General features: G+C 73.3%; 24 protein-coding genes and 1 riboswitch. Of the genes, 15 read left to right on the forward strand and 9 right to left on the reverse strand.

Annotated features, from left to right (window positions below):
- The first annotated feature begins 134 nt into the window (after window positions 1–134).
- From HS048_RS04600 to HS048_RS04615, 4 genes are all read left to right on the forward strand, one after another.
- Window positions 135–710 (forward strand): DM13 domain-containing protein, encoded by a 576-nt coding sequence (locus tag HS048_RS04600; RefSeq protein ID WP_196466235.1) that lies wholly within the window; start codon window positions 135–137, stop codon window positions 708–710.
- Window positions 711–882: 172 nt separating this feature from the next.
- A complete protein-coding gene (locus HS048_RS04605; protein WP_196466236.1) occupies window positions 883–1,488 on the forward strand; it encodes a TenA family protein in 606 nt (201 codons plus the stop codon).
- 63 nt (window positions 1,489–1,551) lie between these two features.
- Window positions 1,552–1,875 (forward strand): rhodanese-like domain-containing protein, encoded by a 324-nt coding sequence (locus HS048_RS04610; RefSeq protein ID WP_068900122.1) that lies wholly within the window; start codon window positions 1,552–1,554, stop codon window positions 1,873–1,875.
- Window positions 1,876–2,064: 189 nt separating this feature from the next.
- A riboswitch (TPP riboswitch) is annotated at window positions 2,065–2,205 on the forward strand.
- Complete coding sequence (locus tag HS048_RS04615; protein ID WP_196466237.1) at window positions 2,196–3,566, forward strand: cytosine permease; 1,371 nt, start codon at window positions 2,196–2,198, stop codon at window positions 3,564–3,566. It overlaps the preceding riboswitch by 10 nt.
- A gap of 39 nt (window positions 3,567–3,605) precedes the next feature.
- On the opposite strand, the gene HS048_RS04620 is transcribed toward HS048_RS04615, so the two are convergent.
- Window positions 3,606–4,184 carry a methylated-DNA--[protein]-cysteine S-methyltransferase gene (locus HS048_RS04620; protein ID WP_196466238.1) on the reverse strand — a complete coding sequence of 193 codons (579 nt, stop codon included), beginning with the start codon at window positions 4,182–4,184 and terminating at the stop codon, window positions 3,606–3,608.
- Window positions 4,185–4,473: 289 nt separating this feature from the next.
- On the opposite strand from HS048_RS04620, the gene HS048_RS04625 reads away from it, so the two are divergent.
- Window positions 4,474–4,899 (forward strand): ATP-binding protein, encoded by a 426-nt coding sequence (locus HS048_RS04625; RefSeq protein ID WP_230880728.1) that lies wholly within the window; start codon window positions 4,474–4,476, stop codon window positions 4,897–4,899.
- Window position 4,900: 1 nt separating this feature from the next.
- Here HS048_RS04625 and HS048_RS04630 read toward each other — a convergent pair whose 3' ends face one another.
- The 3 genes from HS048_RS04630 to HS048_RS04640 all read right to left on the reverse strand — a co-directional run bounded on the left by HS048_RS04630 (window position 4,901) and on the right by HS048_RS04640 (window position 6,149).
- Complete coding sequence (locus tag HS048_RS04630; RefSeq protein WP_196466239.1) at window positions 4,901–5,605, reverse strand: membrane protein insertase YidC; 705 nt, start codon at window positions 5,603–5,605, stop codon at window positions 4,901–4,903.
- A 90-nt stretch (window positions 5,606–5,695) separates the two neighbouring features.
- Window positions 5,696–5,959: a DUF6412 domain-containing protein gene (locus tag HS048_RS04635; RefSeq protein ID WP_068900112.1), complete on the reverse strand. Its 264-nt coding sequence runs from the start codon at window positions 5,957–5,959 to the stop codon at window positions 5,696–5,698.
- 25 nt (window positions 5,960–5,984) lie between these two features.
- Entirely contained in the window at window positions 5,985–6,149 is a 165-nt protein-coding gene (locus HS048_RS04640) for a hypothetical protein (protein WP_157237496.1), read from the reverse strand.
- 136 nt (window positions 6,150–6,285) lie between these two features.
- Between HS048_RS04640 and HS048_RS04645 the strand changes: the two genes are divergently transcribed.
- Together HS048_RS04645 and HS048_RS04650 are read left to right on the forward strand one after the other, a co-directional pair.
- Window positions 6,286–6,981, forward strand: coding sequence for a response regulator transcription factor (locus HS048_RS04645; protein WP_196466240.1), 696 nt, complete (start codon window positions 6,286–6,288; stop codon window positions 6,979–6,981).
- Window positions 6,978–8,105 (forward strand): sensor histidine kinase KdpD, encoded by a 1,128-nt coding sequence (locus HS048_RS04650; RefSeq protein ID WP_196466241.1) that lies wholly within the window; start codon window positions 6,978–6,980, stop codon window positions 8,103–8,105. The genes HS048_RS04645 and HS048_RS04650 overlap by 4 nt, the downstream gene beginning before the upstream one ends.
- An 11-nt stretch (window positions 8,106–8,116) precedes the next feature.
- On the opposite strand, the gene HS048_RS04655 is transcribed toward HS048_RS04650, so the two are convergent.
- The gene (locus HS048_RS04655; RefSeq protein WP_230880729.1) at window positions 8,117–8,644 is read right to left on the reverse strand and encodes a hypothetical protein; all 528 of its coding nucleotides are present in this window, start codon (window positions 8,642–8,644) and stop codon (window positions 8,117–8,119) included.
- A gap of 258 nt (window positions 8,645–8,902) precedes the next feature.
- On the opposite strand from HS048_RS04655, the gene HS048_RS04660 reads away from it, so the two are divergent.
- From HS048_RS04660 to HS048_RS04670, 3 genes are all read left to right on the forward strand, one after another.
- Window positions 8,903–9,256: an STAS domain-containing protein gene (locus tag HS048_RS04660; protein ID WP_191894560.1), complete on the forward strand. Its 354-nt coding sequence runs from the start codon at window positions 8,903–8,905 to the stop codon at window positions 9,254–9,256.
- 79 nt (window positions 9,257–9,335) lie between these two features.
- Window positions 9,336–10,037, forward strand: a complete 702-nt coding sequence (locus tag HS048_RS04665) for a glycosyltransferase (RefSeq protein WP_068900103.1) — start codon at window positions 9,336–9,338, stop codon at window positions 10,035–10,037.
- Between the two features lie 42 nt (window positions 10,038–10,079).
- On the forward strand, window positions 10,080–11,687 hold the full coding sequence (locus HS048_RS04670; protein WP_196466242.1) for a hypothetical protein: 1,608 nt from the start codon (window positions 10,080–10,082) through the stop codon (window positions 11,685–11,687).
- Here HS048_RS04670 and HS048_RS04675 read toward each other — a convergent pair.
- Window positions 11,587–14,109 carry a hypothetical protein gene (locus tag HS048_RS04675; RefSeq protein WP_196466243.1) on the reverse strand — a complete coding sequence of 841 codons (2,523 nt, stop codon included), beginning with the start codon at window positions 14,107–14,109 and terminating at the stop codon, window positions 11,587–11,589. The two genes, HS048_RS04670 and HS048_RS04675, sit on opposite strands and share 101 nt — an antisense overlap.
- A gap of 65 nt (window positions 14,110–14,174) precedes the next feature.
- Here HS048_RS04675 and HS048_RS04680 point away from each other — a divergent pair, with 65 nt between their 5' ends.
- From HS048_RS04680 to serS, 3 genes are all read left to right on the forward strand, one after another.
- The gene (locus HS048_RS04680; protein WP_307832366.1) at window positions 14,175–15,500 is read left to right on the forward strand and encodes a glycosyltransferase 87 family protein; all 1,326 of its coding nucleotides are present in this window, start codon (window positions 14,175–14,177) and stop codon (window positions 15,498–15,500) included.
- A gap of 9 nt (window positions 15,501–15,509) precedes the next feature.
- Complete coding sequence (pheA, locus tag HS048_RS04685) at window positions 15,510–16,430, forward strand: prephenate dehydratase (protein ID WP_196466244.1); 921 nt, start codon at window positions 15,510–15,512, stop codon at window positions 16,428–16,430.
- A gap of 120 nt (window positions 16,431–16,550) precedes the next feature.
- On the forward strand, window positions 16,551–17,813 hold the full coding sequence (gene serS, locus HS048_RS04690) for a serine--tRNA ligase (protein ID WP_068900093.1): 1,263 nt from the start codon (window positions 16,551–16,553) through the stop codon (window positions 17,811–17,813).
- 399 nt (window positions 17,814–18,212) lie between these two features.
- Here serS and HS048_RS04695 read toward each other — a convergent pair whose 3' ends face one another.
- Window positions 18,213–18,416: a cold-shock protein gene (locus HS048_RS04695; RefSeq protein WP_043619750.1), complete on the reverse strand. Its 204-nt coding sequence runs from the start codon at window positions 18,414–18,416 to the stop codon at window positions 18,213–18,215.
- 245 nt (window positions 18,417–18,661) lie between these two features.
- Here HS048_RS04695 and HS048_RS04700 point away from each other — a divergent pair, with 245 nt between their 5' ends.
- Window positions 18,662–19,459 (forward strand): HAD family hydrolase, encoded by a 798-nt coding sequence (locus HS048_RS04700; protein ID WP_196466245.1) that lies wholly within the window; start codon window positions 18,662–18,664, stop codon window positions 19,457–19,459.
- Window positions 19,460–19,565: 106 nt separating this feature from the next.
- Here HS048_RS04700 and HS048_RS04705 read toward each other — a convergent pair whose 3' ends face one another.
- Together HS048_RS04705 and HS048_RS04710 are read right to left on the reverse strand one after the other, a co-directional pair.
- On the reverse strand, window positions 19,566–20,078 hold the full coding sequence (locus tag HS048_RS04705; protein WP_068900086.1) for a bacterial proteasome activator family protein: 513 nt from the start codon (window positions 20,076–20,078) through the stop codon (window positions 19,566–19,568).
- A gap of 4 nt (window positions 20,079–20,082) precedes the next feature.
- Window positions 20,083–21,039, reverse strand: a complete 957-nt coding sequence (locus tag HS048_RS04710) for an NAD(P)H-quinone oxidoreductase (protein ID WP_068900084.1) — start codon at window positions 21,037–21,039, stop codon at window positions 20,083–20,085.
- A 114-nt stretch (window positions 21,040–21,153) separates the two neighbouring features.
- Between HS048_RS04710 and HS048_RS38690 the strand changes: the two genes are divergently transcribed.
- Window positions 21,154–23,667, forward strand: a complete 2,514-nt coding sequence (locus tag HS048_RS38690; RefSeq protein WP_307832367.1) for a MinD/ParA family protein — start codon at window positions 21,154–21,156, stop codon at window positions 23,665–23,667.
- Window positions 23,668–23,798: the final 131 nt, after the last annotated feature.

Genomic DNA, 23,798 nt, shown 5'->3' on the forward strand with positions numbered 1-23,798 from the left:
GGCATCCCTGCGTCCTCGCAGTGCCGTCCCCGCCGGGCGCCGAGCCGCGACCGGGACGTAAGCACCACGTAAGAGCCGGGCCGGGATGGCGGGCGTACCTTCGGGGCGAAGCCGACAGCGCGCCGGGAGGACCCGTGAGAACGAAGAGACCGCTCCGCCACCCCGCCGTCCGGGTGGTCCTGGCACTCGGCGCGGCCGGGCTCGCCGTCGCGCTGTACCTGTTCCAGCCGTGGCGGCTGTTCACCACGGTCGAGGTGAACGAGGCACCGCCGTCCGCGGCCGCCTCTTCCGTGCCCGCCTCCTCCGCGCCGGGAGCGGAGGCGGAGGGCGCCCCGGACGCGCCCGCCGAACCGGTCTCCGGGCCGAGGACCGTGGCGACCGGCGTGTTCGTCTCCCACGAGCACGACACGACGGGCACGGCAAAGGTGCTGGAGCTGGCCGACGGCCGCCGGGTGCTGAGGATCGAGGACCTGGACACCTCCGACGGGCCGGACCTGCGGGTCTGGCTGAGCGACCAGCCGGTCAAGGAGGGCCGGGCGGGGTGGTTCAACCTCGACGACGGCGAGCACCTGGAGCTGGGCGGGTTGAAGGGCAACAAGGGCGACGCCAACTACGCCATCCCCGCCGGGGCCGACCTGGAGGATCTGCGGACCGTCACCATCTGGTGCAGGCGCTTCAGCGTCTCCTTCGGCGCCGCCGCGCTGGCCTGACCCGGCCGAAGGAGGCTGCGCCACGGATGGGGCCGCGGCCGGCGGTTACCGGGGCCGTCCGGGCGGAGGACACCGCGCCCCGGCCCGGTGTCGTGCGCGGTACCCCGGCCCGGTGTCGTGCGCCGTACCCCGGTCCTGGAGGGAAGGCGGTCTCTGCGACAATCCCCGGCCTATGAGCATCTCTGAGGAACTCCACGCCATCGGCCGCCCCCTGCTCGACGCGCAGCTCGCCCATCCGACGGTGACCGGGATCGCCCGGGGCGACCTGGCCGAGCCGGTGTTCCGGTCGTGGCTGGAGCAGGACTACCTCTTCCTGCTGGACTACGTCCGGGTGTTCTCCCGGCTGGCCTGGCAGGCCCCGGACGGGCACCTCGGCGACCTGGTGGACCTGGCCCACGCCACCTTCCACGAGGAGCTGGACCTGCACCGCTCCCTGTCCGCGGAGTTCGGGGCCGACCTGGAAGGGGCGCGCAAGGGGCCGGCGTGCGCGGCCTACACCGCGTTCCTGCTGGAGTCGGCCGCCTCCTACGCCGAAGGGCTGGCGGCGCTCTACCCCTGCATGTGGGGCTACTCGACGCTGGGCCGGATCCTGGCCGAGAACCCGCCCGCCGAGCCGCGCTACCGCGCCTGGGTCGACACCTACGCCCACCCCGGCTTCGCGGAGCTGACCGGGCGCATCGCCGTGATGATCGACGAGGCGGCGCCCGACCCGCGGCGGGCCAGGGAGCTGTTCACCGCGGGGATGGCCCACGAGCTCGCCTTCTGGGACGTGCCCTGACCTGCGGCGGGGATTCCGGCCGGAGGCGGACGGGGTGGTCCGCCGAGCGGGCATCATGGGGCCATGAATGTTCCTGAGGTCGAAGTGCAGGCCGTACCCGATGAGGCGTTCCTGCTGGACGTGCGCGAGCACGACGAGTGGCGGGCGGGGCACGCGCCCACGGCCGTGCACATCCCGCTGGGGGAGCTGCAGGCGCGCGTGGAGGAGGTCCCCGGCGACGTCCCCGTCTACGTGGTCTGCCGGGTGGGCGGGCGCTCCGCGCACGCCGCGGCCTGGCTCAACCACCTGGGCCGGGACGCGGTCAACGTCGGGGGCGGCATGCAGTCCTGGGCCTTCGCGGGCCGTCCGATGGTGAGCGAGACCGGCCAGAACCCGTTCGTGGCCTGAAGGGGCGGGACGGTCGGGACCCGTCCGCGGCTTGAAGGGCGCGGGAGCGGATGGGACCGGGTGAGCGGGGACCGGGCGGGTGAGGCCGGGCGGGAGCGGGTGAGGTCGAGTCGGGCGGGAACGGGCTGGGCCGGGCCGCCGGACCCGGGCTCTTGCGCTGAACGGTGCGGATGGCATAATCCGGGACGGAATATCTACCGCGGGAGCTCGGGCGGAGCCGGGCTGAGAGGGCGGGACCACGCGGAGGGCCGGAGAAGGCCCTCCCACGCGCCGCCGACCGCATGAACCTGTCCGGGTAATGCCGGCGTAGGGAGCGCGTGATGACGTCCGACGTCGCCGGTTCCGGGGTGGCCGCGAAGCACGCGGAGGCCCCTCTCACCCTCGACGAGGCCCCGCCCAGGGCCCTGGGAGTGCTCGACCAGGGTGCGCTCTGGGCCAACCTGGGCGTCAGCCTGCTCGGGTTCTCCGGTGCGATCGCGCTGATCGATCCGCTCGGCGACCGGCCGCTGAGCTTCCTGGCGGCCGTGGCGGCCGCGGTCGTCGGCAGCCTCATCGGCACCGCGATGGTGGCGCTGGCCGCCATCCCGGGCCAGCAGACCGGCGCCCCGGCCATGGTGCTGCTGCGGGGCCTGTTCGGTGCGCGGCTGTCTTACGTGCCGACCGTGCTGAACATCGTCCAGATGCTCGGCTGGGGGGCCTTCGAGCTCTGGGTCATCGCCCAGGGCGCCCAGGCCATCGCCGGATCGTTCGGTGCCGAGGTGCCCTACGCCGTCTGGGTGGTCCTCGGCGGGGTGATCACCACCGCGCTGACCATCCGGCCGCTGGGCGCGGTCCGCCTGCTGCGCCGCTTCGTCACCGCCGGCGTGGTCGTCTCGACGGTCTGGTTCGCCTACGCGCTCTTCAGCAGGGATCCGGCGATCGGTGCGGGTACCTGGGAGGCGTTCGCCCCCTCCGTCGACTACGTGATCGCGCTCTCGGTCTCGTGGGTCCCGGTCGCCGCGGACTTCGCCCGCTTCTCCCGCTCCGGCAGGGCCGCCTTCACCGGCGTGGTGGGCGGCTACACCGTCGCCCAGGTGGCCTGCCTGACCCTGGGCGTGGCCGCTCTGGCACTGGTGGGCAACGACCCGGACAAGGTCTGGGACCCGTTCGTGGCGGCCCCGCTCGGCTGGCTCTTCTTCGGCATCCTGGTGCTGCGCGAGACCGACCAGTCGTTCGTGAACGTCTACTCCACCGCGATGTCCCTGCAGAACCTGCTGCCCCGGCTGGACCGCCGGATCATCTCGGCGGGCACCGGCGCGCTGGTCACCCTGCTCGCGATCTTCGTCAGCGCCGACACCTACACCGCCTTCCTGGGCCTGATCGGAGCGGTCTTCGTCCCGATGTTCGCCGTCCTCGCGGTGGACTACTTCCTGCTCGGCGGCAGGGACCGCTGGGACACCTCGGAGACCGCGCCCTCGCGCTGGCTCATGGTCCTGCCGTGGGTGCTCGGCTTCGCGGCCTGGTGGATGCTGGCGGCGCTGCCGACGGCACCGGAACTGGCCTGGTGGAAGGCGTTCTGGACGGGCGCGCGGGACCTGGTCGGGCTCGTCCCGCAGCCGTGGATGAGCGCCTCCCTCGCCGCGTTCATCGTCCCCGTCCTGGTGACCCTGGCCGTCGGCGCCCTCCGCGGCCGGCTGACGGACCGCCGCTGACGGACCGCCGCTGGAGGACGGCGCGGGATCTCCGGAGGGCTACCGGGGGCGGTGGCGTCCCTCGATGCGGAGCAGCCGCTCCTTGGCGGTCGTGCCGCCGGCGTAGCCGCCCAGCACGTCCTCGCTCTCGACCACCCGGTGGCAGGGCACGATCACGCACACCGGGTTGGCGCCGAGCGCGTTGCCGACCGCGCGCAGCGCCCGCGGCCGGCCGATCCGCCCGGCGATCTCCCGGTAGGTGGTCACCGTCCCGTACGGCACGGCGAGCATCATCTGCAGCACGGTCCTGGCGAACGGCGTGGCGAGCTGGAGGTCGACCGTGGTGGTGAAGGCGCGCAGCCGGCCGGAGAAGTAGGCGTCCAGCTCCCGGCGGACGGGGTCGAGCCGCCGCGGGTCGGGCCCGATGAACGAGCTGACGCCCCGGGCGACGCGCTCGAAGACGACGTTCTCGTCCTCGTAGCTGCAGGCCGCCACGCCCCGGCCGGACACGGCGAGGATCAGCCGCCCCACCGGGCCCTCGTGGACGCCGAACGCGACGTCGGGATGCCGGTCCCCCACGTAGGTGGGCGAGGTCACCCGCAGCAGTGCGTCGAGATCGCCGGATGACCCGGATGACATGTCCCACCCTCTCCCGTCCAGGCGCGTGGTCACGGCAGCGTATCGGACGGCTCGCCAGGCCGGGTCCGCCCCGGCGGGCTCCGACACGCCCGGCTCCCGTTACCGGCAGGGACACGCCGGGGCGGTAACGAGGCGGCAATGGAAGCGCCGATCTATTGTCGAGCGTGCACAAGCTGTAACCGGTCTGCGGTTTCTATGACTATCTAACGGGGCATTTCGGTCGTACTGGGGTGTGCTCCTCAGGGGGGAACAGGGATAGGGGGAGGTGGGTCCGTCGAGCGTCGTCTTGTTGCCGTATGCACCGTCCAGCGTCGCCGTCGCACGTCAGTACCTCAGCTCTGACCTGCAGGAATGGGGCGTCTACGAGACCGTGATAGATGACGCCGTGCTGGTGGTGAGCGAGCTGCTGAGTAACGCGCTCCGGCATGCGCACCCCCTGCCGTCCGGGCAGATCAAAGTGGCATGGCAGTGCACTGACGGATATGTCGAGGTAGCTGTGAGTGACGGCGGTTCGGCCACCGAACCCCGCGCGGGGAGAGCCGCGCTCTCCTCGCTGGGGGGCCGGGGGCTCGGCATCGTCGAATACCTGGCCGAGAACTGGGGGGTCAGACACGAAGGGGACGTCACCACCGTGTGGGCGGCCGTCGCGACCGCCGACACGGTGAGCAACGGTCATGCCGCCGTTCCCTCACCCGCCGTCCGGGAGTGCATCTGAATCAGGCGGGGGAGGGAGAAGCCCGGTACAGCACCGCCCTCTCCCCCGCCGTCCAGGCCGTCGTGACGAGCAGGTAGATCCCCGCCGCGAGCGGCAGCACGGCCGCCGCCAGGAGCGTCCCGAACGGGAGCAGCGGCATCAGCCCGCGCAGGGCCGCAGGCTGGACCTCCTGGTCCCCTTCGGCCATCGTGCGCCGGATCCGCCGCGACGTGATCACCGCCACGGCCAGCAGGAGCAGGAAGAGCCCGGCGAACACCAGGGACGGGCCGCTGATCAGTCCGAACCCGGCCACCGTGCCCGCGAACTGCTGCCCCAGCGGCACACCGAACAGCCCGTGGGTGAGCAGCGCGTTTGCCTGCCCGGCGATGGTCGACGAGACGAAGACCTGGTACATGACCGCGAAGAACGGCAACTGGGCCAGGCCCGGCAGGCAGCCCGCCAGAGGTGAGGCGTTCTCCGCGGCGTAGAGGGCGGCCATTTCCCGCCGGAGCCGCTCGGGGTCGCGGCCGTGGCGGTCCTGCAGCTTCCTGATCCGGGGAGCGAGCCGTCTGCGCACCCGCTCGCCCCTGGCCTGCATGACGCTGAGCGGGAGCAGCAGGAGCCGGACGGCGACGGTGAACAGGACGATCGCCGGCGCGGTGGAGCCCAGCGGGCCGGCGAGCGCGGCGATGAGGTCGGCGGTGAAGCCGAGGACGGGATCGAACACTGAGGAGCCCTTCTGAACGGAGTGGAGTCGGCGCAGAAGGCACCCGCGATCGCCCTCCCCCGGATCGGGGGAGGGTGCTCTCTCAGGGGGTCACGCGGGCGCCGGGCCCGCGGAGGGCGCTCGCGGACGGGAGCGTCCGGGCGCGCCGGGATCGCACTGCCGTACGAAGACCGGTGGTGCGGCGCGGCCCCGCCCCGGCGGACGGAGGCCCGGCCGGGACGCGGCGGCGGAGGGCGCCGTGCGCAGCGCCCACGCGAGGAGGAGCACGCCCAGCCCGGCCACGGCGGTCACCGTCAGGGCGCCGCCGTCGGGCAGCCAGACGAACAGCGTCTGGAGGACGAGCAGGGGGTTCACCGCAGGGCCGCCCGGGTGGACCGGGTCACTTGGACCGGCCGACGACCGTGACCAGGGCGACGACCACGAAGGCCACGAAGGCCAGCACCAGCAGGAGCTTGAACAGCCCGAACAGGGCGGGCAGCACGAGCCCGAACACCACGTAGAGCGCGAGGAGGACGCCCAGGACTGCCATCACGATACGACCCATGGGTCCACCGTACGCCGGAGATCGGCCCGGTGCGGGGCGGGCCGCATAACGATGGCGCATAACGCGGGCGCGCCGGGGTCTTACGGGCCGGTGACGGTTTCCTCCGGAGGAGGACGCGCGGGCCTACCGTGGGGCCATGAGCGCGCGCATTCTGGTGGTCGAGGACGACCCGACGGTGGCCGAGGTCGTGGCCCGCTACCTCGAACGCGACGGGCATCGCGTCGAGTGCGTCGGAGACGGTGCCGAGGCGCTCAGGCGGGCGCTGGCGGACCCGCCCGACCTGCTCGTGCTCGACCTGATGCTGCCCAAGCTGGACGGCCTGACGGTCTGCAGGAAGCTCAGGGAGCGCCGGCCGGTCCCGGTGATCATGCTGACCGCGCTGGGCGAGGAGATCGACCGGGTCGCCGGCCTGGAGACCGGCGCCGACGACTACGTCACCAAGCCGTTCAGCCCCCGCGAGCTGGCGTTGCGCGTCCAGTCGGTGCTGCGGCGGGCGCGCGGCGCGTCGATGCCGACGGGCACGGGCGTGCTGCGGGACGGCGACCTGGTGGTCGACGTGGGCGCGCACGAGGTACGGCTCGGCGGCGAGCAGGTCACGCTGACCGCCCGCGAGTTCGATCTCCTGGCCCACCTGATGCGCAACCCCCGCCAGGCGTTCAGCCGGTCCACCCTGCTCGACCAGGTCTGGGGCTGGTCGTTCGGCGACTCCTCCACGGTGACCGTCCACGTCCGCCGCCTCCGCGAGAAGATCGAGCCGGACCCGACCGTGCCCAGCCGCATCGTCACCGTCTGGGGCGTGGGCTACCGCTACGAGCCCGCGGAGCCGGCGTGATCCCCGAGATCGTGGAGATCGCCGCGGTCACCGCCGGCCTCGGCCTGCCGGTCGCGCTCGCCGGGCTGGGCGCCATGCACCTGCTCCGTGAGCGGTCGATCGGGACGATGCTCGCGGTGCTCGCCGCGGTCCCCGTCGTGGTGACGGTGGCGGGCGTCGCGGCGATCACCATGAGGATGATCATCGAGGGCGGCTCCCGGGACATCGTGCTCAGCGTGGTCGTCATCGGGGGCCTGGCCGGCCTGGGCGTGGCGGCGGTGCTCGGCCGACGCGTCGTGGCCGCCAGCCGCAGGCTCGTCGCCGCCGTGCACGACGTGCCCGACTCGGGGGAGTTCACCCCGCCCCGCGGTCTCCCGGCCGAGCTCGGCACGATCGCCGCCGCCCTCGACGAGGCCTACCGGCGGATCCGTCTCGGCCGCGAGCGCGAGCGCGCGCTGGAGGGCGCCCGCCGTGAGCTCGTCGCCTGGGTCAGTCACGATCTGCGCACCCCGCTGGCCGGGATGCGCGCCATGGCCGAGGCGCTGGAGGACGGCGTGGTCTCCGACCCGGAGACGGTGAACCGCTACCACGCCCGGATCCGGCTGGAGGCGGACCGCCTCTCCGGGATGGTCGACGACCTGTTCGAGCTGTCCAGGATCCATGCGGGCGCGCTGCGCCTGTCCCGCCGCCGGATCGGCCTCGGTGACCTGGTCGCCGACGCGCTGGCCGGGGTGGAGCCGCTGGCCCGGGCCAAGGGGGTGCGGCTGGCGGGCTCCGTGGACCCGGTGGTGCCCGTCCAGGCGGACGCGGGGGAGCTCTCCCGGGCCCTGTGCAACCTGGTGGCCAACGCGATCCGGCACACCCCGGCCGGCGGCACGGTCTCGGTCCGCGCGACTGCGGAGGGCGGGCTGGCCCGCCTGTCGGTGACCGACCGCTGCGGCGGGATCCCGGCGGAGGACCTGCCCCGGGTCTTCGACGTGGCCTTCCGCGGGGAGGCGGCCCGGAGCCCGCGGGGGGACGGCGCGGGCGCCGGGCTCGGCCTGGCGATCGCCAGAGGCATCGTGGAGGCCCACGAGGGTGCCATCGGCGTCGTCAACGCCGGGCCCGGCTGCCGCTTCGAGATCCGCCTCCCCCTGTCGAAGTGAGACCGCCGCGGTCAGACCGGTATGTCTCCGACGACTCTCCGGGGCACCGCCGACAGGGCGGCCTGGCCCTCCGACTGGGCCGGGACCATGAGGGTCACCTGGACCTCGTCGGAGAGGGAGGCGCCGTCGGGAGCCGGTTCGGCGGGCTCGCGGGAGAGGGGGTCCCGCAGTGCGCCGAAGCTCTCCGACATCGCCCGGAAGGTCGGGCACGGCCAGCGCCACATGCAGCTCCGGCAGCGCAGGATCGGATGCGCCGCGTCGCTGGTGATGCCGCCCGCGTCCCGGGGCTGGTGCAGGTCCAGGAGCCGGATCCCGAGTTCGGCGAAGTCGAGCAGTTCCTGGCGTGCTCCCTCCAGGAAGTCGAGGTCGTCGCTCGTGAGGCGGGTCCGGATGGGGACGAAGCCCTCGCGGTTCACCAGACCGCGGAGGGAGTGGGTCGCGTCCTGCCACGAGGTGGACCTGGTGGCGCGCGTGATGGTGGACTCCAGGCGCGTGCGGAGCAGTTGGCGCTGGGGATCCTCAGGAAGATCGTTGTTCATCGAAGCTACTGGGCCCGTTTCTACTCGTCGTCCGTCGTCGACTTGGTGCAGCGACGGTCGGGAGGTTCCGGGCCTCCCCCCTTTCCGGCCGAGCCGGTGTTGCACGCTGTCAAGCTTCGCGCACCGAGGGTTCGCGTGAGGGGAGAACGGGCGACAAAGGGCCGGGACCGATAGCCCCGGCAGGCAAAACCTTGAACAGGACACCCCCTTGGGCCGTAGAACGTGACCCGGGGCTCCGGCGCCGCTAGTGTGCCCGCTGTGGAGCTAAAAGTCTCAACTCGATCTCATGGTGGCCACACAATTGTGACCATTGTCGGAGAAATCGACCTATATACCGCGCCTCGCCTGCAGTCCGAGCTCGATCGGCTGCTGGACGAGAGCGCCGCCGCCTTCATGGTCGTCGACATGTCCGGCGTGGAGTTCTGCGACTCCACCGGCATGAACGTCCTGTTGTCCGCGCTCAAACGGCTGCGCGAGCAGGGAGGGGTCCTGGAGATGGCCGGGCCGCGCCCCGCCGTCCGTAAGATTCTTCAGGTCACCGGTCTCGATTCGGTGTTCACCGTCCACGAGGCGGTGCCCGAGGAACTGCTGGCGGCCGAGCCCAAGGCGTGAGCCGCCTCGCGGGGCCCGGGACGGAGGGCCGCGCGCACGCGGCGACCGGCGGACGAGGCGACCTGCGGAAGAGGGCGGCATGACCGGCACAGCAGTGATCATCCCGGCCAAGGACGAGGCCGACCGGATCGGTGCCACCGTGGCCGCCGCCCGGGCGCTGCCCGGGGTGGACCTGGTCGTCGTCGTGGACGACGGCTCGGCCGACCGGACCGGCAGGGTGGCCAGGGCCGCCGGAGCCCGCGTCGTACGGCACAGCCGCAACCGGGGCAAGGCCGCCGCGATGGAGAGCGGCGCGGAGGTCGTGCGGCTGTTCGACGAGGAGCGGGGCGGGCCTCCGCGGCACCTGCTGTTCCTGGACGCCGACCTGGGGGAGACCGCGCACACGGCCGTGCCCCTGATCGAGCCGGTCGCGGCGGGTGAGGCGGACATGACCATCGCCGTCTTCGTCACCCGGGTCAAGCTGGGGGGCCACGGGTTCGTGGTCCGGCTCGCGCGTGACGGCATCGAGCGCGCCACCGGCTGGACGCCCACCCAGCCGCTCAACGGCCAGCGCTGCCTGACCCGGGCCGCCTTCGAGGCGGCCCGGCCGCTGGCGCGCGGTTTCGGCGTGGAGACGGGCCTCACGATCGACCTGCTCCGCCGGGGCTTCCGGGTCCGCGAGGTCGAGGTGGAGATGTCCCACCGCGCCACCGGCACCGACTGGCGGGCCCAGCTCCACCGGACCCGGCAGTTCCGCGACGTCGCCCGCGCCCTCCTGGCCCGCAGGGCGCTGCACGTCTGAGCCCCGCCGCGGGCACCGCGGCGGGTGTGCTGGAATTTGCGGGTGACTCAGGACACGGCGGTGGCCGGCGGACCCGTACGGCACGGCGCGCGTGACGCTCTGGGCGTGTTCGCCCCGGTGGCGATCGGGCTCTCGGCCGGGCTGACCGTCCTGATCGGCCTGCTGGGGCCCTCGGCCATGGCGCCGGGCCTGCCCGGCCCCTCCTGGCACCCGCCGTACTCCCTGAACGCCGGGCCGGGCGGCCACCTGGTGATCGCCCTGGCCGCCGCGGCGATCGCGCTGGGCGGGACCGGCCTGGCCGCGGCCCTGCGGTCGCGGTGGCGGCCGGATCCGCGGCTGCTGCTCTGGGCCGGATCCGCCGTGGCCGCACTGCTGGCCCTCCTGCCGCCGTCGGGCTCGGCCGACCACCTGAACTACGCCGCCTACGGACGGCTGGCCGCGCTGGGCCGTGATCCGTACGCCGTCGCGCCCGCCGCGTTCCCCGGTGACCCGGTGGCGGGGGCCGTCGAGGAGTGGGCCGGGGTGACGAGCGTCTACGGCCCGGTCGCGACGGCGGTGCAGGCGCTGGCGAGCCTGGCCGGGGGCGACTCGGTCCGGCTGACCGTCTTCGGGATGGCGCTGTTCAACGCCGCGGCCTTCGTCGGGACCGGGCTGCTGCTGCACCGCCTGACCGCCGCCGACGCGGACCTCCAGCGGCGGGCGGCGCTGCTCTGGACGGCCAACCCGCTGATGATCTACCACCTGTCCGCCGGGATGCACGTCGACACCATGGCCGTGGCCTGCATGGCCGCCGCCCTGTTCGCCTTCTCGTCCCTGCGGGGCGCGGCCGGGGGCGCGACGTCGGGGGTACTGCTGGGGCTGGGGATCGGGGTCAAGCTCAACGCCGGGCTGGTCGCGCTCGGGCCCGCCTGGGAGCTGCGCCGCCGGCCCGGCAGGCTCGTCCTGGTCGCCGGTACGGCGACGGCCACGGTGGCGGCGGTCTACGGGATCGCCGGGCCGCACGTGCTCGACCAGGTGGGCGCGGCCAGCCGGAAGGTCTCCCTCGGCACCCCGTGGCAGCCGGTGAAGCTCGCCCTCCAGTCGCTGTTCGGGCCGGGCGCGTACGCGGTCTGGATCCAGGCCGGGTCGGTGCTCCTGCTGGCGGCCCTGGCCTGGCTGGTGTTCCGGGCCGTGCCGGGCGGCCCGATCGGCCCGGGCGGCGCGGTCCCTGCGGGCGGCCGGCTTCTTCCCCCGACCCCTCCGGTCCCGCCGTCGCCGTCGACCTCGACCCCTCCGGTCCCGCCGTCGACCTCGGCGCCGGTCCGGCGGCCGGTTCCGCCGGAGGCCCCGGCCCCGCTGGTGGCGGCGGTGATCGTCGTGGCCTGGCTGTTCGCCGCGCCGTACGCGCTGCCCTGGTACGACGGCCTGGCCTTCGCGCTGCTGGCCGCGGCGCCCGCCTGGCCGGCCCTGGAGGGGTTCGTGGTGGCCAGGACGGCGATCCTCTCGCTCGGCTACCTCCCGGCCCGGGAGGCGCTCCGCCCCGACGACCTGCTCTGGCTGAAGACCGTCGTCAGGCAGCAGGTGGTGCCGTGGTCCCTGCTTGCTCTGACGGCCGCTCTGCTGTGGTGGGCGGCGCGAGCCGGAGCGCGCGCACGCAGGCGGCCAGCGTGAGCGGCACCGCGACCGTGAGGGCCATGGCCGGGATGGCGATGCCGGAGTCGTTCATCAGGAACCCGATGAGCGCGCACGTCAGCGCGCCGATCAGCCCGGCCCGCAGCGCCGGGGCGAGGGCGTAGGCCCGTCCCAGCGCGGGGGCGCCCCAGCGGGAGGGGCGGTCCAGCACCAGGAAGAGGAAGGCCAGCGCGACCAGCGTGAGCAGGGTCAGCGACCAGTTGCCGACCGTGACCCCGACCATCGCGGTGAACTTGCGGGCGATCACCGTCCCGGCCTCGCCGTCCAGCACCTGCTGGACGAACGCGCCGAGGTGGGTGCGCTGCCCGGCGGGGCGGAGCCGGTCGGCGACCGCGATCGCGGTGATCAGGCCGATCCCGGCCAGTCCGACCAGGCCGAGCCGGACGGCCGAGACCCGGCGGCCGGAGAGCAGGATCAGGAAGACGGCCAGCCCGGTCAGGAACGCCGGGACCCCGCCGAAGTCGGCCCCCCAGCCCGGCCAGCCGTCCGCGAAGACCGCCAGCCCGCCGTACAGCGCGCAGACCGCCAGGGTGAGCCCGCGACGTCCCCGGGACGTCAGCCACTGGGCGATTCCGGCCAGGGCCAGGATCGTCCCGGCGGAGTAGACGGCGAAGGCGATGTTGCCGAACCCGTAGAAGCGCCCGCCGGCCACCGGCTCGTACCCGGTGACGGCGTTGACCTGGAGCGTCGAGCCGGTCATCACGTCGGCCAGCAGGGTGAGCGAGGTGATCCCGGCGACCACGGCGAGCGGGCCCAGCACGTGCGACCGCCAGGGCCCGGCGAACGCGAGCGCGGCGACGGCGCAGGCGATGCCGAGGATGGTCAGCACCACCCCGGCCATCGGGACCGGGAAGGCCCACCAGGGCACCAGCTGGGCGAGGAAGGTGGCGACCGCGATCGACCCGCTGACCGCGGCGACGGCCCGGACCGCGGTCAGCGCCCGCGCGCCGCCCCAGCCCCGGCGGATCGCGGCGGCGGCCAGCAGGTAGAAGAGGATCTGCACGGCCACGAAGCCGCCGAAGAACGGGCCGCGGACCCGGTTCACCACCCGGCTGGCCAGGTTCTCGCGGGCCAGGTCCGCCACGACGGCCGCGGTGGCGTCCCCCGGGGCGTCTCCTGGGGTGTCTGCGGCGCCTCCGGAGGCTCCGGCGCCCGGGGCGGGGTCCCCGCCGGTCCAGGGGCGGCCGACGACCGTCTTCGGCGTCTCCAGCCCCAGCAGGGCGATCGCGGTGGCGGTCAGGTCGGTGGTGGTGACCAGGCCGTTCTGGCGGGTGGAGGCGGCGGTGAGGTAGCCGCGGGGGTACGGCGAGCCGTCCGGCGACGGGCCGGAGGCGATCGCCACGTGCAGGTGGGCCACGTCGGAGGCGTCGGACAGGCCGCCGAGCAGGAGCGTGGAGTCCGGGGGGAGGCGGTCGAGGACGGCGCCGACCTGGCGGTCGATCCCGGCCACGGCCTCGCGCCTGACCTCGTCCGGCGGCGCGGCGGGCACGTCGCGATCGGTGCCGTCGCCGGTGCCGGCGGCGTCACCGGCCGCGCCGGTCCCGCCGTCCGTCCCGGTGGCGGTCCCGCTGCCGCTGCCGCTGCCGCTGCCGTCCTCGAGCCAGGCGCGGGTGAGGTCTCCGGCCTCGACGACGACGAGCCGGTACGGGGTCAGCTCACCCAGCCGCTCCACCGTCTCCGCGTATTTGGCTACTTTTCCGGATTTGTCAGCGGCCCCGAGAGCGGCCCCCGGTCCGGCCGCCGCCACCCTCCCTCCGGCATCGGTGACGAGCTGCCCGAGCTGACCGAGCACCGGCTTGTAGGAGGTGTCCGCGTTGAAGGCGACCAGTTGCGCCCAGCCCGGCACGCCGGCGCCCTCGCCGGAGACCTGCGGGACCGGAGGCGGGGAGCAGCCCGGGGCGGACGTGCCAGCCCGCTGCCCCGCCGAGGCCGTCAGCCAGCCCTCCACCGGGCAGATGAAGCCCCGTCCCTTGGGCGGGTTGGCCCGGGTGGACAGCGAAGCCGCCCCGCCGGAGCCGGTCAGCCGCCACAGGTTCGGCGTCCGCACCGGGTCCAGATCGCTCCAGAGCAGCCCCGGCACCCCGACGACCACGACCCGGGCGGGCCGTCCGTCCCCGGCGGAGGCGCCGGCCGTCCCCGCTCCCGGGAGGGGGGGCAGGCCGGCGGCCGTAGCGGTTCCCGGCGGGGCGGCGGGGGCGCCGGCCGTCCCCGCTCCCGGCGGGGCGGCGGGGGTGGCGGCCGTAGCGGTTCCCGGCAGGGCGAGGAGCGCGGCGGTGACGAGCAGGAGCGCCAGGCGGGCCGCCCGGACCGCGGCGGCGCCGAGGGCGCCCGGCGCCGGGGTCCGGCGGGCGTGCTCCGGAGCGTTCCGGTGCGGTGTGCGGCGTCCGCGTGCTGGGCCCATCCGGTCTCCCCCTCAGTTCCCGTCCGTCGACGGCCGGTTCCCGCGTCACGGTAGCCTGCCTGGTCGTGAGGACCGACGAGGCGACCGAGATCAGGCGGCCCATCCGGGCGTGGCTGCCGGTGCCGGCGCTCATCGCGCTGGCGGCGGCCCCGCTGGTGCTCCACTGGCTGGGCAACGTCGACGACCAGCGTCTGGTCGATCTGGACGTTTACCGTACCGGCGGGGAGATGGTGCTGGCCGGACGGCCGGTCTACGACTTCGCCACGCCCGCGCCGCAGCTGCTCCCGTTCACCTACCCGCCGATCGCGGCGCTGCTGGCCACGCCGCTGGCGGCGATGTCGTGGACGGCGGCGCAGTGGGGCTGGACGGCCGGGATCTTCGCCACGCTCATGGTCGCCGTCCGGTACGGCTTCCGCGCCGTCTGGGAGCGTCTCGACCGCGCCCGGCCTCCCGCCGGGGCCCGGTGGACGCCGCCGCGGTCGCTCTGGACGCCGCTGGCGTTCGCGTTCCTGACGGTCGCCTGCACCTACCTGATGCCGATCAGGGACCAGGTCCGGTTCGGCCAGGTGGACATCCTGCTGGTCGCGCTCTGCCTGGCCGACTGCGCGGCGCGGCGGCCGGCCTGGCCGCGCGGCATGCTCATCGGCCTGGCCACCGCGGTCAAGCTCACCCCCGGCGTCTTCCTGATCTACCTGCTGGTCACCGGCTTCGGCCCGGGGGCCCGTCCCGAGCAGCGCCGGGCCCTCTTCATGGCCGCGTTCACCGCCGGGCTGCTGACCCTGCTGCCGTTCGCGGTGATCCCGGCCGACGCCGCCGACTTCTGGTTCCGCGCGCTGCTCGACCCCGAGCGGCTCGGCTCCAACGCGGCGACCACCAACCAGTCGATGCGCGGCATGCTCATCCGGCTCTACCTGCCCGACGCGCTGACGAGCCTGCTCTGGCTGGCGCTCGTGGCGGCGGTCGGCTGGTACGGCTTCCGCCGGGCGCGTGCGGCGCTGCTGGACGGCGACGCGATGACCGCCGTCGCCCTGACCGGCCTGATGGCCGTGCTGCTCTCGCCGGTGGCCTGGATCCACCACCTGGCCTGGGTCGTCGTGGTGCTCGGCGCGATCGCCGGCGACGGGCGGGACCCGGTCCGGGTCCGGGCGGCGGCAGGGGTCTGGCTCTACTACGTGGTGCCGATCCCCTGGTGGGGGGTGGCGCTGAAGGCGGCGGAGATCCCGGTGCTCAGCCCGGTGCTGGGCAAGCTGGTGCAGAACGCCTTCGGGCTCGGCGCGCTGGTCCTGGTCTGGCTGCTGGGGTCCTGGCTGCCGGGGCGGCGCGTGACTTTCCGTACTTTTCAGGCGTCGGATGTGGAATTCTCCGCACGGTTCCGGACGGCCGCCGGATAGCCTGGAGGCATGCTGAAACTCGCCTACCTGGGCCCCGAGGGCACCTTCGCCGAGGAGGCCCTGCGGATCCTGGCGCCGGAAGCCGAGCGCCTGCCGAGCGCCAACGTCAGCGCGGCGCTCGACGCCGCCCGGCGGGGCGAGGCGGACGGCGCCGTCGTCCCGCTGGAGAACTCCATCGAGGGCGGCATCGCGACCACCCTGGACGAGCTCGCCCGGAGCGAGCCGCTGCTCATCACCGCCGAGCTGCTGCTGCCCGTCGAGTTCTCCCTCCTGGCCAGGCCCGGCAAGGAGATCGGCGACATCAAGCGGGTCATCTCCCATCCGGCGGCCCTCACCCAGTGCCGCGGCTACATCGCCCGCGAGCTGCCCGACGCAGTGGCCGTCTCCGCCCCGTCCACCGCCGGCGCGGCCCAGGAGGTCGCGCTGCCCGGCTCGCCGTACGACGCGGCCATCGCCGCGCGCATCGCCGGGGAGCACTACGGCCTGGTCGAGCTCGCCGGGGGGATCGGCGACCGCTCCGACACCGTGACCCGGTTCGTCCGGCTCTCCCGGCCCGCCCCGCCGCCCGCCCCCACCGGCTCCGACCGCACCTCCCTGGTGGCCTTCCTCTCCGACGACCACCCGGGCGCGCTGCTGGAGATGCTGACGGAGTTCTCCGTGCGCGGGGTCAACCTGACCCGGATCGAGTCGCGGCCCACCGGCGACGGCATCGGCCGCTACTTCTTCCACTTCGACTTCGAGGGCCACATCGCCGACGCCCGGGTCGGCGAGGCGGTCTCCGGCCTCCACCGGGTCTGCGAAGGCGTGCGCTTCCTCGGCAGCTACCCGCGCGCCGACGGCCTCGCACCGCAGATCAGGCGCGGTACGGCCGACGCCGACTTCGACGAGGCGTCGGGCTGGCTGTCCAGGATCAGGGGCGGGCAGGTCTAGCGGGCCCGCGCCCTCCGGGGGCCTTCCCGGGCCTTCCGGGGGCCTTCCCTGTGTCGAAAGACCCGCTGGACACTCCTTATCCGTGTGCGGGCCCGAACCGCTCATCTGTAGCCTGGGTCTGTGATTGACCTGCGTACCCTTCGTGAGGATCCCGACCGGCTACGGGCGTCGCAGCGTGCCCGCGGTGAGGACGACTCTGTCGTCGACACGCTGCTCGACCTCGACGGGCGCCGCCGCTCCGCGCTGGCGTCGTTCGAGTCGCTGCGCGCCGAGCAGAAGAACATGGGCAAGCTGGTGTCCAAGGCCTCCGGCGAGGAGAAGGCGGAGCTGCTGAGCCGCGCCAAGGACCTCGCCGCGCAGGTCAAGTCCCTGGAGGCCGAGGCCGAGAAGCTGGCAGGCGAGCTCGACGCGGTCCTGCAGACGGTGCCGAACATCGTCGACCAGGACGCCCCGCACGGCGGCGAGGACGACTACGTCGTGCTGGAGGAGGTCGGCGAGCGGCGCACGTTCGACTTCGAGCCCAGAGACCACCTGGAGCTGGGCGAGCTGCTCGGCGCCATCGACATGGAGCGCGGCGCCAAGGTCTCGGGCTCGCGGTTCTTCTTCCTCAAGGGCGTCGGCGCCCGCCTCCAGCTGGGGCTGCTCAACATGGCCATGCAGCAGGCGGTCGAGGCCGGGTTCGTCCCGATGATCACGCCCGTCCTGGTGAAGCCCGAGGCGATGCAGGGCACCGGCTTCCACGTGGCCCACGACAAGGAGATCTACCGCCTGCCCGACGACGACCTCTACCTGGTCGGCACGTCGGAGGTGCCGCTGGCGGCCTACCACGCCGACGAGATCCTCGACGCGGGCGAGCTGCCGCTGCGCTACGCCGGCTGGTCGTCGTGCTTCCGCCGGGAGGCCGGCTCCTACGGCAAGGACACCCGGGGCATCATCCGCGTCCACCAGTTCGACAAGGTCGAGATGTTCTCCTACTGCCGCCCGGAGGAGGCGCGGGAGGAGCACCTGCGCCTGCTCGCCTGGGAGAAGGAGATGCTCGCCAAGATCGAGGTGCCCTACCGCGTCATCGACACGGCCGCGGGCGACCTCGGCACCTCGGCCGCCCGCAAGTTCGACTGCGAGGCCTGGATCCCCACCCAGGGCCGCTACCGAGAGCTGACCTCGACCTCCAACTGCACCGACTTCCAGGCCCGCCGCCTGGGGGTGCGCTTCCGCGACTCCGGGGGCAGGCCACAGCACGCCGCGACCCTGAACGGCACCCTGGCCACCACCCGCTGGATCGTCGCCATCCTGGAGAACCACCAGCAGGCCGACGGCTCGGTCGTGATCCCCGAGGCGCTGCGCCCCCACGTCGGCCTCGACGTCCTGGAGCCGGCCAAGTAGGTCCGCCGGCGAGGCCTCACCGGTGAGGATCCGGCTCCGCCGGGTCCTCACCGGTGAGGACCCGGCTCCGCCGGGTCCTCACCTCCTTTCCGGGACCGGTCCCCTCCCTTCCGGGCGGGCTTGCCGTACGGCGTGCCCGGTGCAGCGTCCCGCCGTGTCCGAGGGCGTGTTCGGCGTCGGGAGACGTGTCCGAGGGCGGGAGGCCTGAGGACGTGTGCGACGCGGGGAGGTCCGAGGGCGCGGGGGGAGGGCCCGGGAAGCACGAAGGCGAGGCCCGCCCAGGGCGAGCCTCGCCTCCACCTCCCGCTCCGGGGAACCCGCCACTGGAATGAGACGGGACCCCGGAGCGGGATCTAGTGCTGTCTAGGTCTGATTGTGTGGTTCAGACGGCCTGCCGAGTCAGATGGCGCGGACCTGGGAGGCCTGCGGGCCCTTCTGACCCTGCGTGATCTCGAACTCGACCCGCTGGCCGTCCTCGAGGCTCCGGTAGCCGTTGCCGACGATCTCGGAGAAGTGAACGAACACGTCCGGCGCACCGCCGTCCGGTGCGATGAAGCCGAAGCCCTTTTCAGCGTTGAACCACTTGACGGTTCCCTGAGCCATTAAAGCTCTCCCTCAGGATTTGAAACTTTGGGATTCACACCTCGTGAACCCCAGTGTGTCGTACAGCGGGGCCCCGGGTGGCTCAGACTTGCAAGTTCTGGTTATGCACTACGGGATCAGCTAATACAACGCCATCATATCTAACACCATCCCGCCTGTGGGTGTTCCCGCGATCAGGAAGATTCCTCTCCCGGACGGTCCCGGCGCTGGCGCGCCGGGGCGCACCGTGCAGACTGGGATCTGTTATGGGAAGACCCCGGCTCGTCGCCACCGACCTCGACGGCACCGCCCTCCGCTCCGACGGCACCGTCTCGCCCCGCACCGCCGCAGCGTTCGCCCTGGTGGAGGAGGCGGGCGCCACCCTGGTCTTCGTGACCGGCCGCCCGCCACGCTGGATGCACACCGTGGCGGGGGCCGTACGACACAGAGGCCTGGCCATATGTGCGAACGGTGCCCTGGTCTACGACCTCCACACCGAGGAAATCGTAAAATCACGCCTAATCCAGCCAGACGTGCTGGAAGAGGTCGTCGGGCGGCTCCGGGAAAAGGTGCCTGACCTGTCGTTCTCCGTGGAATACGAGGGTGGGTTCGCCCACGAGTCGGACTTCCGTCTCGGCGGGTGGGACCGGAAGGCGGTCGGCGGGCTGTCCGTCGCCGCGGACACCCTCACCTCGCGGCCGTGCGCCAAACTCCTGGCCCTGCACCCCGGGATGGACCCGGACCTCCTCCACGAGGCGGTCTGCGGGCTGGTCGGCGACCGGGTCACGCCCACCCACTCCAGCGGCCGGGCCCTGATCGAGATGAGCGCGCACGGGGTGACGAAGGCCTCGGCGCTCGCCGAGCTGGCGGAGACGCAGGGCATCGGGCCCGCGGAGGTGGTCGCCTTCGGGGACATGCCCAACGACCTGCCGATGCTGCGGTGGGCCGGGACCTCCTACGCCGTCGCCAACGCCCATCCCACGGTCCTGGCCGCGGTCGACCACGTGGCGTCCGCCAACGACGAGGACGGGGTCGCGCGAGTCCTGGAGGACATCTTCCGGTAGCCCCGCTTCCGGTGGTCGCGCTTCCGGTGGTCCCGCACGGCGCGCGGCCTGCTCCCGGTACGCCGGGCGGACCGCGTGCCGTGCGGGGATCAGATCGGAGCGGTGGTCACAGGTAGGGGCCGGAACTGGCCTGGTGGGGACCGTCCTGGTGGAGCCCGGCGCCACCGGGCAGCGCCCGGCGCATGTTCTCCAGCTGGGCGCGGGCGGCCATCTGCTGCGCGAACAGCGTGGTCTGGATCCCGTGGAACAGGCCTTCCAGCCAGCCGACCAGCTGCGCGTGGGCGACCCTGAGCTCCGCGTCGCTCGGCGGGGCGCCGTTCTCCTCGGTGAACGGAAGCGACAGCCGTTCGAGCTCCTCGACCAGCTCCGGGGCCAGGCCGTCCTCGAGCTCCTTGATGGAGCTCTGGTGGATCTCCTTGAGCCGCTTGCGGCTCGCCTCGTCCAGAGGAGCCGCGCGGACCTCCTCGAGGAGCTGGCGGATCATGCTGCCGATGCGCATCACCTTGGCAGGCTGCTCGACCAGATCGGTGATCGACCGCTCGTCGTTGCCGTCCTCCTTGGGCTGGAGGCCCTGGGAACCCACGACGACCACGTGCGGAGTGCTCTCCTCAGCGTTCATAGTCTCAACCTACTAGCAGGATTTTCCCGACGTGCTCTCCGGACTCCAGGAGCCGGTGGGCCTCGGCGGCGTCGCTCATCGGCACCCGGGCGTGCACCACCGGGCGGATCGCGCCGGCGTCGAGCAACGGCCAGACGTTGTCCACGACGCCGCGCACGATGACGCCCTTCTCGTCGACCGGCCGGGCCCGCAGCGTGGTGCCGTGCACCGAGGCCCGCTTGGTGAGCAGCGCTCCCAGGTCGAGCTCGCCCCGGGTCCCGCCCTGCATCCCGATCACCACGAGCCGGCCGCCGGTCTTGAGGGCCCTGACGTTCCCCGCGAGATATCCGCCGCCGATGATGTCGAGGATCACGTCGGCCCGGACCTTCTCCGAGAAGTCCTCCTCGCGGTAGTCGATCCCCTCGTCCGCGCCGAGCTCCAGGCAGCGGGCGATCTTCTCCGCCGAACCGGCGGTGACGACGACGTGCGAGCCGAACGCCTTCGCGAGCTGTACGGCGAGCGTGCCGATCCCGCTGGCGCCGCCGTGGACGAGGAGCGTCTCGCCCTTGCGGAGGCGCGCGGTCATGAAGACGTTGGACCAGACCGTGCACGCCACCTCGGGCAGCCCGGCCGCCTCGACCAGGTCGACCCCTTCCGGGACGCGCATGACCTGCTGCCACGGAACCGCCACCCGCTCGGCGTATCCGCCGCCGGTCAGCAGCGCGCACACCCGATCGCCCGGCCTGAACGCCTCGACGTCCGGTCCGACCTCGGCGACGACTCCGGAGCACTCCAGCCCGGGATACGGCGAGGCGCCGGGAGGAGGGGAGTAGAGTCCCTGCCGTTGCAGGACGTCAGCGCGGTTGACCGCGGAGGCGGCCACGTCGATGATGACATCGCCCCGTTCCGGTCGGGGGTCCGGAACCTGCCGCCAGGCGAGGACTTCCGGTCCACCAGGTTTGTCGATCACGATGGCGTGCATGTAACTCACGCTACCGGGAGAGCCAACTCGGTGGTTGCCTGCATCGGAGAGAACACGGGGCGTTAATCTTCAATGTGTTTGCTGCCCCTTTAGCCCATCCCGAGGGGGAACACGGTGGCAAGACACGATCGTGAGGAATCTCTCGAGGAACAGCTCGCCTGGCTCGATGCGATCAAGGAGCAGGAGGAGGCGCCGCCCGTCGTGGTGACCGCGCAGGTCACCGCCACGATGGACGACGCCGTCATTTCGCCGTACCCGCAGGACCCGTGGAGCCTGGTGCCCGCGGAGACCGACGCGGTCTCGTCGCCGCTGTTCCGCACCGCCGCCGATCCGGACCACGCTCCCTCGGCCTCCTCTGCCGCCGACACGGCGTCGAAGGCCGGGGACGCCCCGGCGGGCCGGTCGGCCGAGGAGGCGGACGCCGCGGAGTGGACCGAGGCGGCCGAGGCGGCGGGCTCCTTCACGCTGCCCCCCGCGCCCTCCCCCGAGGACAACGACGGCTTCCTGGCCCCGCTGAAGCCGCTGCCCCGTCCCGAGTCCGACCCGGTCCTCGGCTCCGGCCCCGGGGACACGTACGCGCCGGGTGCCTTCGGCGATCCGGAGCGGGAGCCGTCCCGGGGTCTCTTCGAGGAGCCCCGGCGCCCCGACGAGCCGGCCGAGTCCTCTTCGACGGCGTCCGTGGAGACGCCCGCATCCGAGACCGGGCGTTTCGGTTTCCACAGTGGTGAGCCGGACACGGGTCGTTTCGGGTTCGGCGGTGGGCCGTCCGAGACCGGGGGCTTCGGCGGTGGCGGATCGTCCGAGACCGGGCGTTTCGGTTTCCACAGTGGTGAGCCGGACACGGGCCGTTTCGGGTTCGGCGGCGGGTCGTCCGGGAGTGAGGGCTTCGGCGGCGGTGGCGGGTCGTCCGAGACCGGGCGTTTCGGGTTCGGCGGCGGGTCGTCCGAGAGCGGTCGTCTCGATTTCAGCGGAGACGACGAATCCGACCGGCCGGCCTTCGACGGCGGCGAGTCCGAGACCCGGCGCCTCGATTCCGACGGTGAGGGCTCCGACTCCGACCGGTTCACCTTCGGCGGCGCCGACACGGAAGGCGACCGGTTCACCCGGGGGGACACCGACCCGGGCCACGGCCGTCCCGGCACGCCGGCCGAAGAACCGCTCACCCCCATGAAGCCGTTCAGGCCCGAGTCCTCCGGGTCCTTCCCCGCCGAGCATTCCGGCCCCTTCCAGGCTTCCGATTCCTCCGGTTCCCTGCAGGCTCCCGGTTCCTTCGGCGCCGACCGTTCCGACTCCACGGCCCCGGACACCCAGGAACGCCCCTTCGGGTCCGGCGGATTCGCCTCCGAACTCTCCGGCGCCGCGGCCTTCGGCCGGACCGGGGAGGACCTGGGACCCGACGACGACACCGCGTTCGTCTCCGGCCGCGGGACGCCCTTCGCCCCCGACCGGGACAGGGCCTCCGACCGGGACAGGGCCTCCGCGTCCACTCAGGACACGCCGTTCAGAGCCGCGGGGGACACCGCGTTCACCCCGGACCGGGAGGCGGCGGCCTTCACCTCCTCCGACCGGGGGTTCGCCTCCGACCGGGAGGCGGCCGAGCCGGTGCGCGAGCCGTACCAGCCGCGCCGTCGTCAGCCGAGCCCGCCGCCCGCGTTCAGTTCCCCGGCCCGGCAGCAGGGTGCGGGGGGTGCCAGGCCGTCGGCCGACAGCCTGGACCCGGAGTCCCTGCTCCGGGGGCGTCGCAACGGGCCCTCCGGGGGATGGCGGAAGCTGGTCTTCAAGGCGTCGGCGGGGCTGATCAGGCCGGGTGAGTCCCCGGAGGTCCGCCGCCGCCGTGAGCTGATCACCCGTGCCCGGACCCCCGTCGCCACCGGCCACCACCGCGTCGCCGTACTCAGCCTGAAGGGCGGTGTCGGCAAGACGACGACCACGGTCGGCCTCGGCGCCACCCTCGCCCAGGCCCGCGGCGACCGGGTGATCGCGGTCGACGCCAACCCGGACCGCGGCACCCTGTCGGACAAGCTGGAGCTGGAGACGGCGGCCACCGTCCGCGACCTGCTGAACGAACGCGGCCAGATCAAGCGTTACGTCGACATCCGGGCCTTCACCTCGCAGGCCCCGTCGCGCCTGGAGATCCTCGCCTCCGACCGCGACCCGTCGGTGTCGGAGGCCTTCAGCGCGTCCGACTACCAGGCGGTGGCTCAGGTCCTGGAGAACTTCTACTCGATCTGCATCACCGACTGCGGCACCGGTCTGCTCCACTCGGCGATGTCCGGCGTCCTCGGCCTGGCCGACCAGCTCGTCCTGGTCAGCTCCCCGTCCGTGGACGGCGCCAGGGCGGCCTCGGCCACCCTCGACTGGCTGGAGGCCCACCACTACGAGGACCTCGTCCGCTCCGCCACGGTGGTGCTGTGCAGCGTCCGGCCGCGGTCGAAGTCCACCGTCGACCTCGACCGCCTGGAAGCCCACTTCGCCGCCCGCTGCCGCGCGGTCATCCGGGTCCCCTACGACCCCCACCTCGAAGAGGGCGCCGAGATCGACCTCGAAAGGCTCCAGCCCGCCACCCGTGACGCCTACCTCCGCCTGGCGGCCTCGGTGGGCGACGGCTTCGCCGCCCCGCAGTCCTGAGGCCTGCTGGTCGTGCGATCCGCTCCGGCGGCGTCTCACCCGCCGGCGTCTCGTACGGTGATCCGGACGAGACGCCAGCGGGGCGGGGCCGTGAGAGACTAAGGTGCAATTCGGCGCGTCCGTCGGACGGG

Origin of the sequence: Planomonospora sp. ID91781, assembly GCF_015711595.1 — a bacterium.
In the GTDB taxonomy this organism is placed as follows: Bacteria; Actinomycetota; Actinomycetes; order Streptosporangiales; family Streptosporangiaceae; genus Planomonospora; species Planomonospora parontospora.

Excerpts from the sequence above, each read along its gene's own strand:
- HS048_RS04610 (WP_068900122.1), top strand. The coding sequence starts at position 1,552 with ATGAATGTTCCTGAGGTCGAAGTGCAGGCCGTACCCGATGAGGCGTTC.
- HS048_RS04605 (WP_196466236.1), top strand. The coding sequence starts at position 883 with ATGAGCATCTCTGAGGAACTCCACGCCATCGGCCGCCCCCTGCTCGAC.
- HS048_RS04705 (WP_068900086.1), bottom strand. The coding sequence starts at position 20,078 with ATGAACGCTGAGGAGAGCACTCCGCACGTGGTCGTCGTGGGTTCCCAG.
- HS048_RS04645 (WP_196466240.1), top strand. The coding sequence starts at position 6,286 with ATGAGCGCGCGCATTCTGGTGGTCGAGGACGACCCGACGGTGGCCGAG.
- pheA (WP_196466244.1), top strand. The coding sequence starts at position 15,510 with ATGCTGAAACTCGCCTACCTGGGCCCCGAGGGCACCTTCGCCGAGGAG.
- HS048_RS04700 (WP_196466245.1), top strand. The coding sequence starts at position 18,662 with ATGGGAAGACCCCGGCTCGTCGCCACCGACCTCGACGGCACCGCCCTC.
- HS048_RS04640 (WP_157237496.1), bottom strand. The coding sequence starts at position 6,149 with ATGGGTCGTATCGTGATGGCAGTCCTGGGCGTCCTCCTCGCGCTCTAC.
- HS048_RS04620 (WP_196466238.1), bottom strand. The coding sequence starts at position 4,184 with ATGTCATCCGGGTCATCCGGCGATCTCGACGCACTGCTGCGGGTGACC.
- HS048_RS04615 (WP_196466237.1), top strand. The coding sequence starts at position 2,196 with ATGACGTCCGACGTCGCCGGTTCCGGGGTGGCCGCGAAGCACGCGGAG.
- HS048_RS04675 (WP_196466243.1), bottom strand. The coding sequence starts at position 14,109 with ATGGGCCCAGCACGCGGACGCCGCACACCGCACCGGAACGCTCCGGAG.
- HS048_RS04695 (WP_043619750.1), bottom strand. The coding sequence starts at position 18,416 with ATGGCTCAGGGAACCGTCAAGTGGTTCAACGCTGAAAAGGGCTTCGGC.
- HS048_RS04665 (WP_068900103.1), top strand. The coding sequence starts at position 9,336 with ATGACCGGCACAGCAGTGATCATCCCGGCCAAGGACGAGGCCGACCGG.
- HS048_RS04655 (WP_230880729.1), bottom strand. The coding sequence starts at position 8,644 with ATGAACAACGATCTTCCTGAGGATCCCCAGCGCCAACTGCTCCGCACG.
- HS048_RS04710 (WP_068900084.1), bottom strand. The coding sequence starts at position 21,039 with ATGCACGCCATCGTGATCGACAAACCTGGTGGACCGGAAGTCCTCGCC.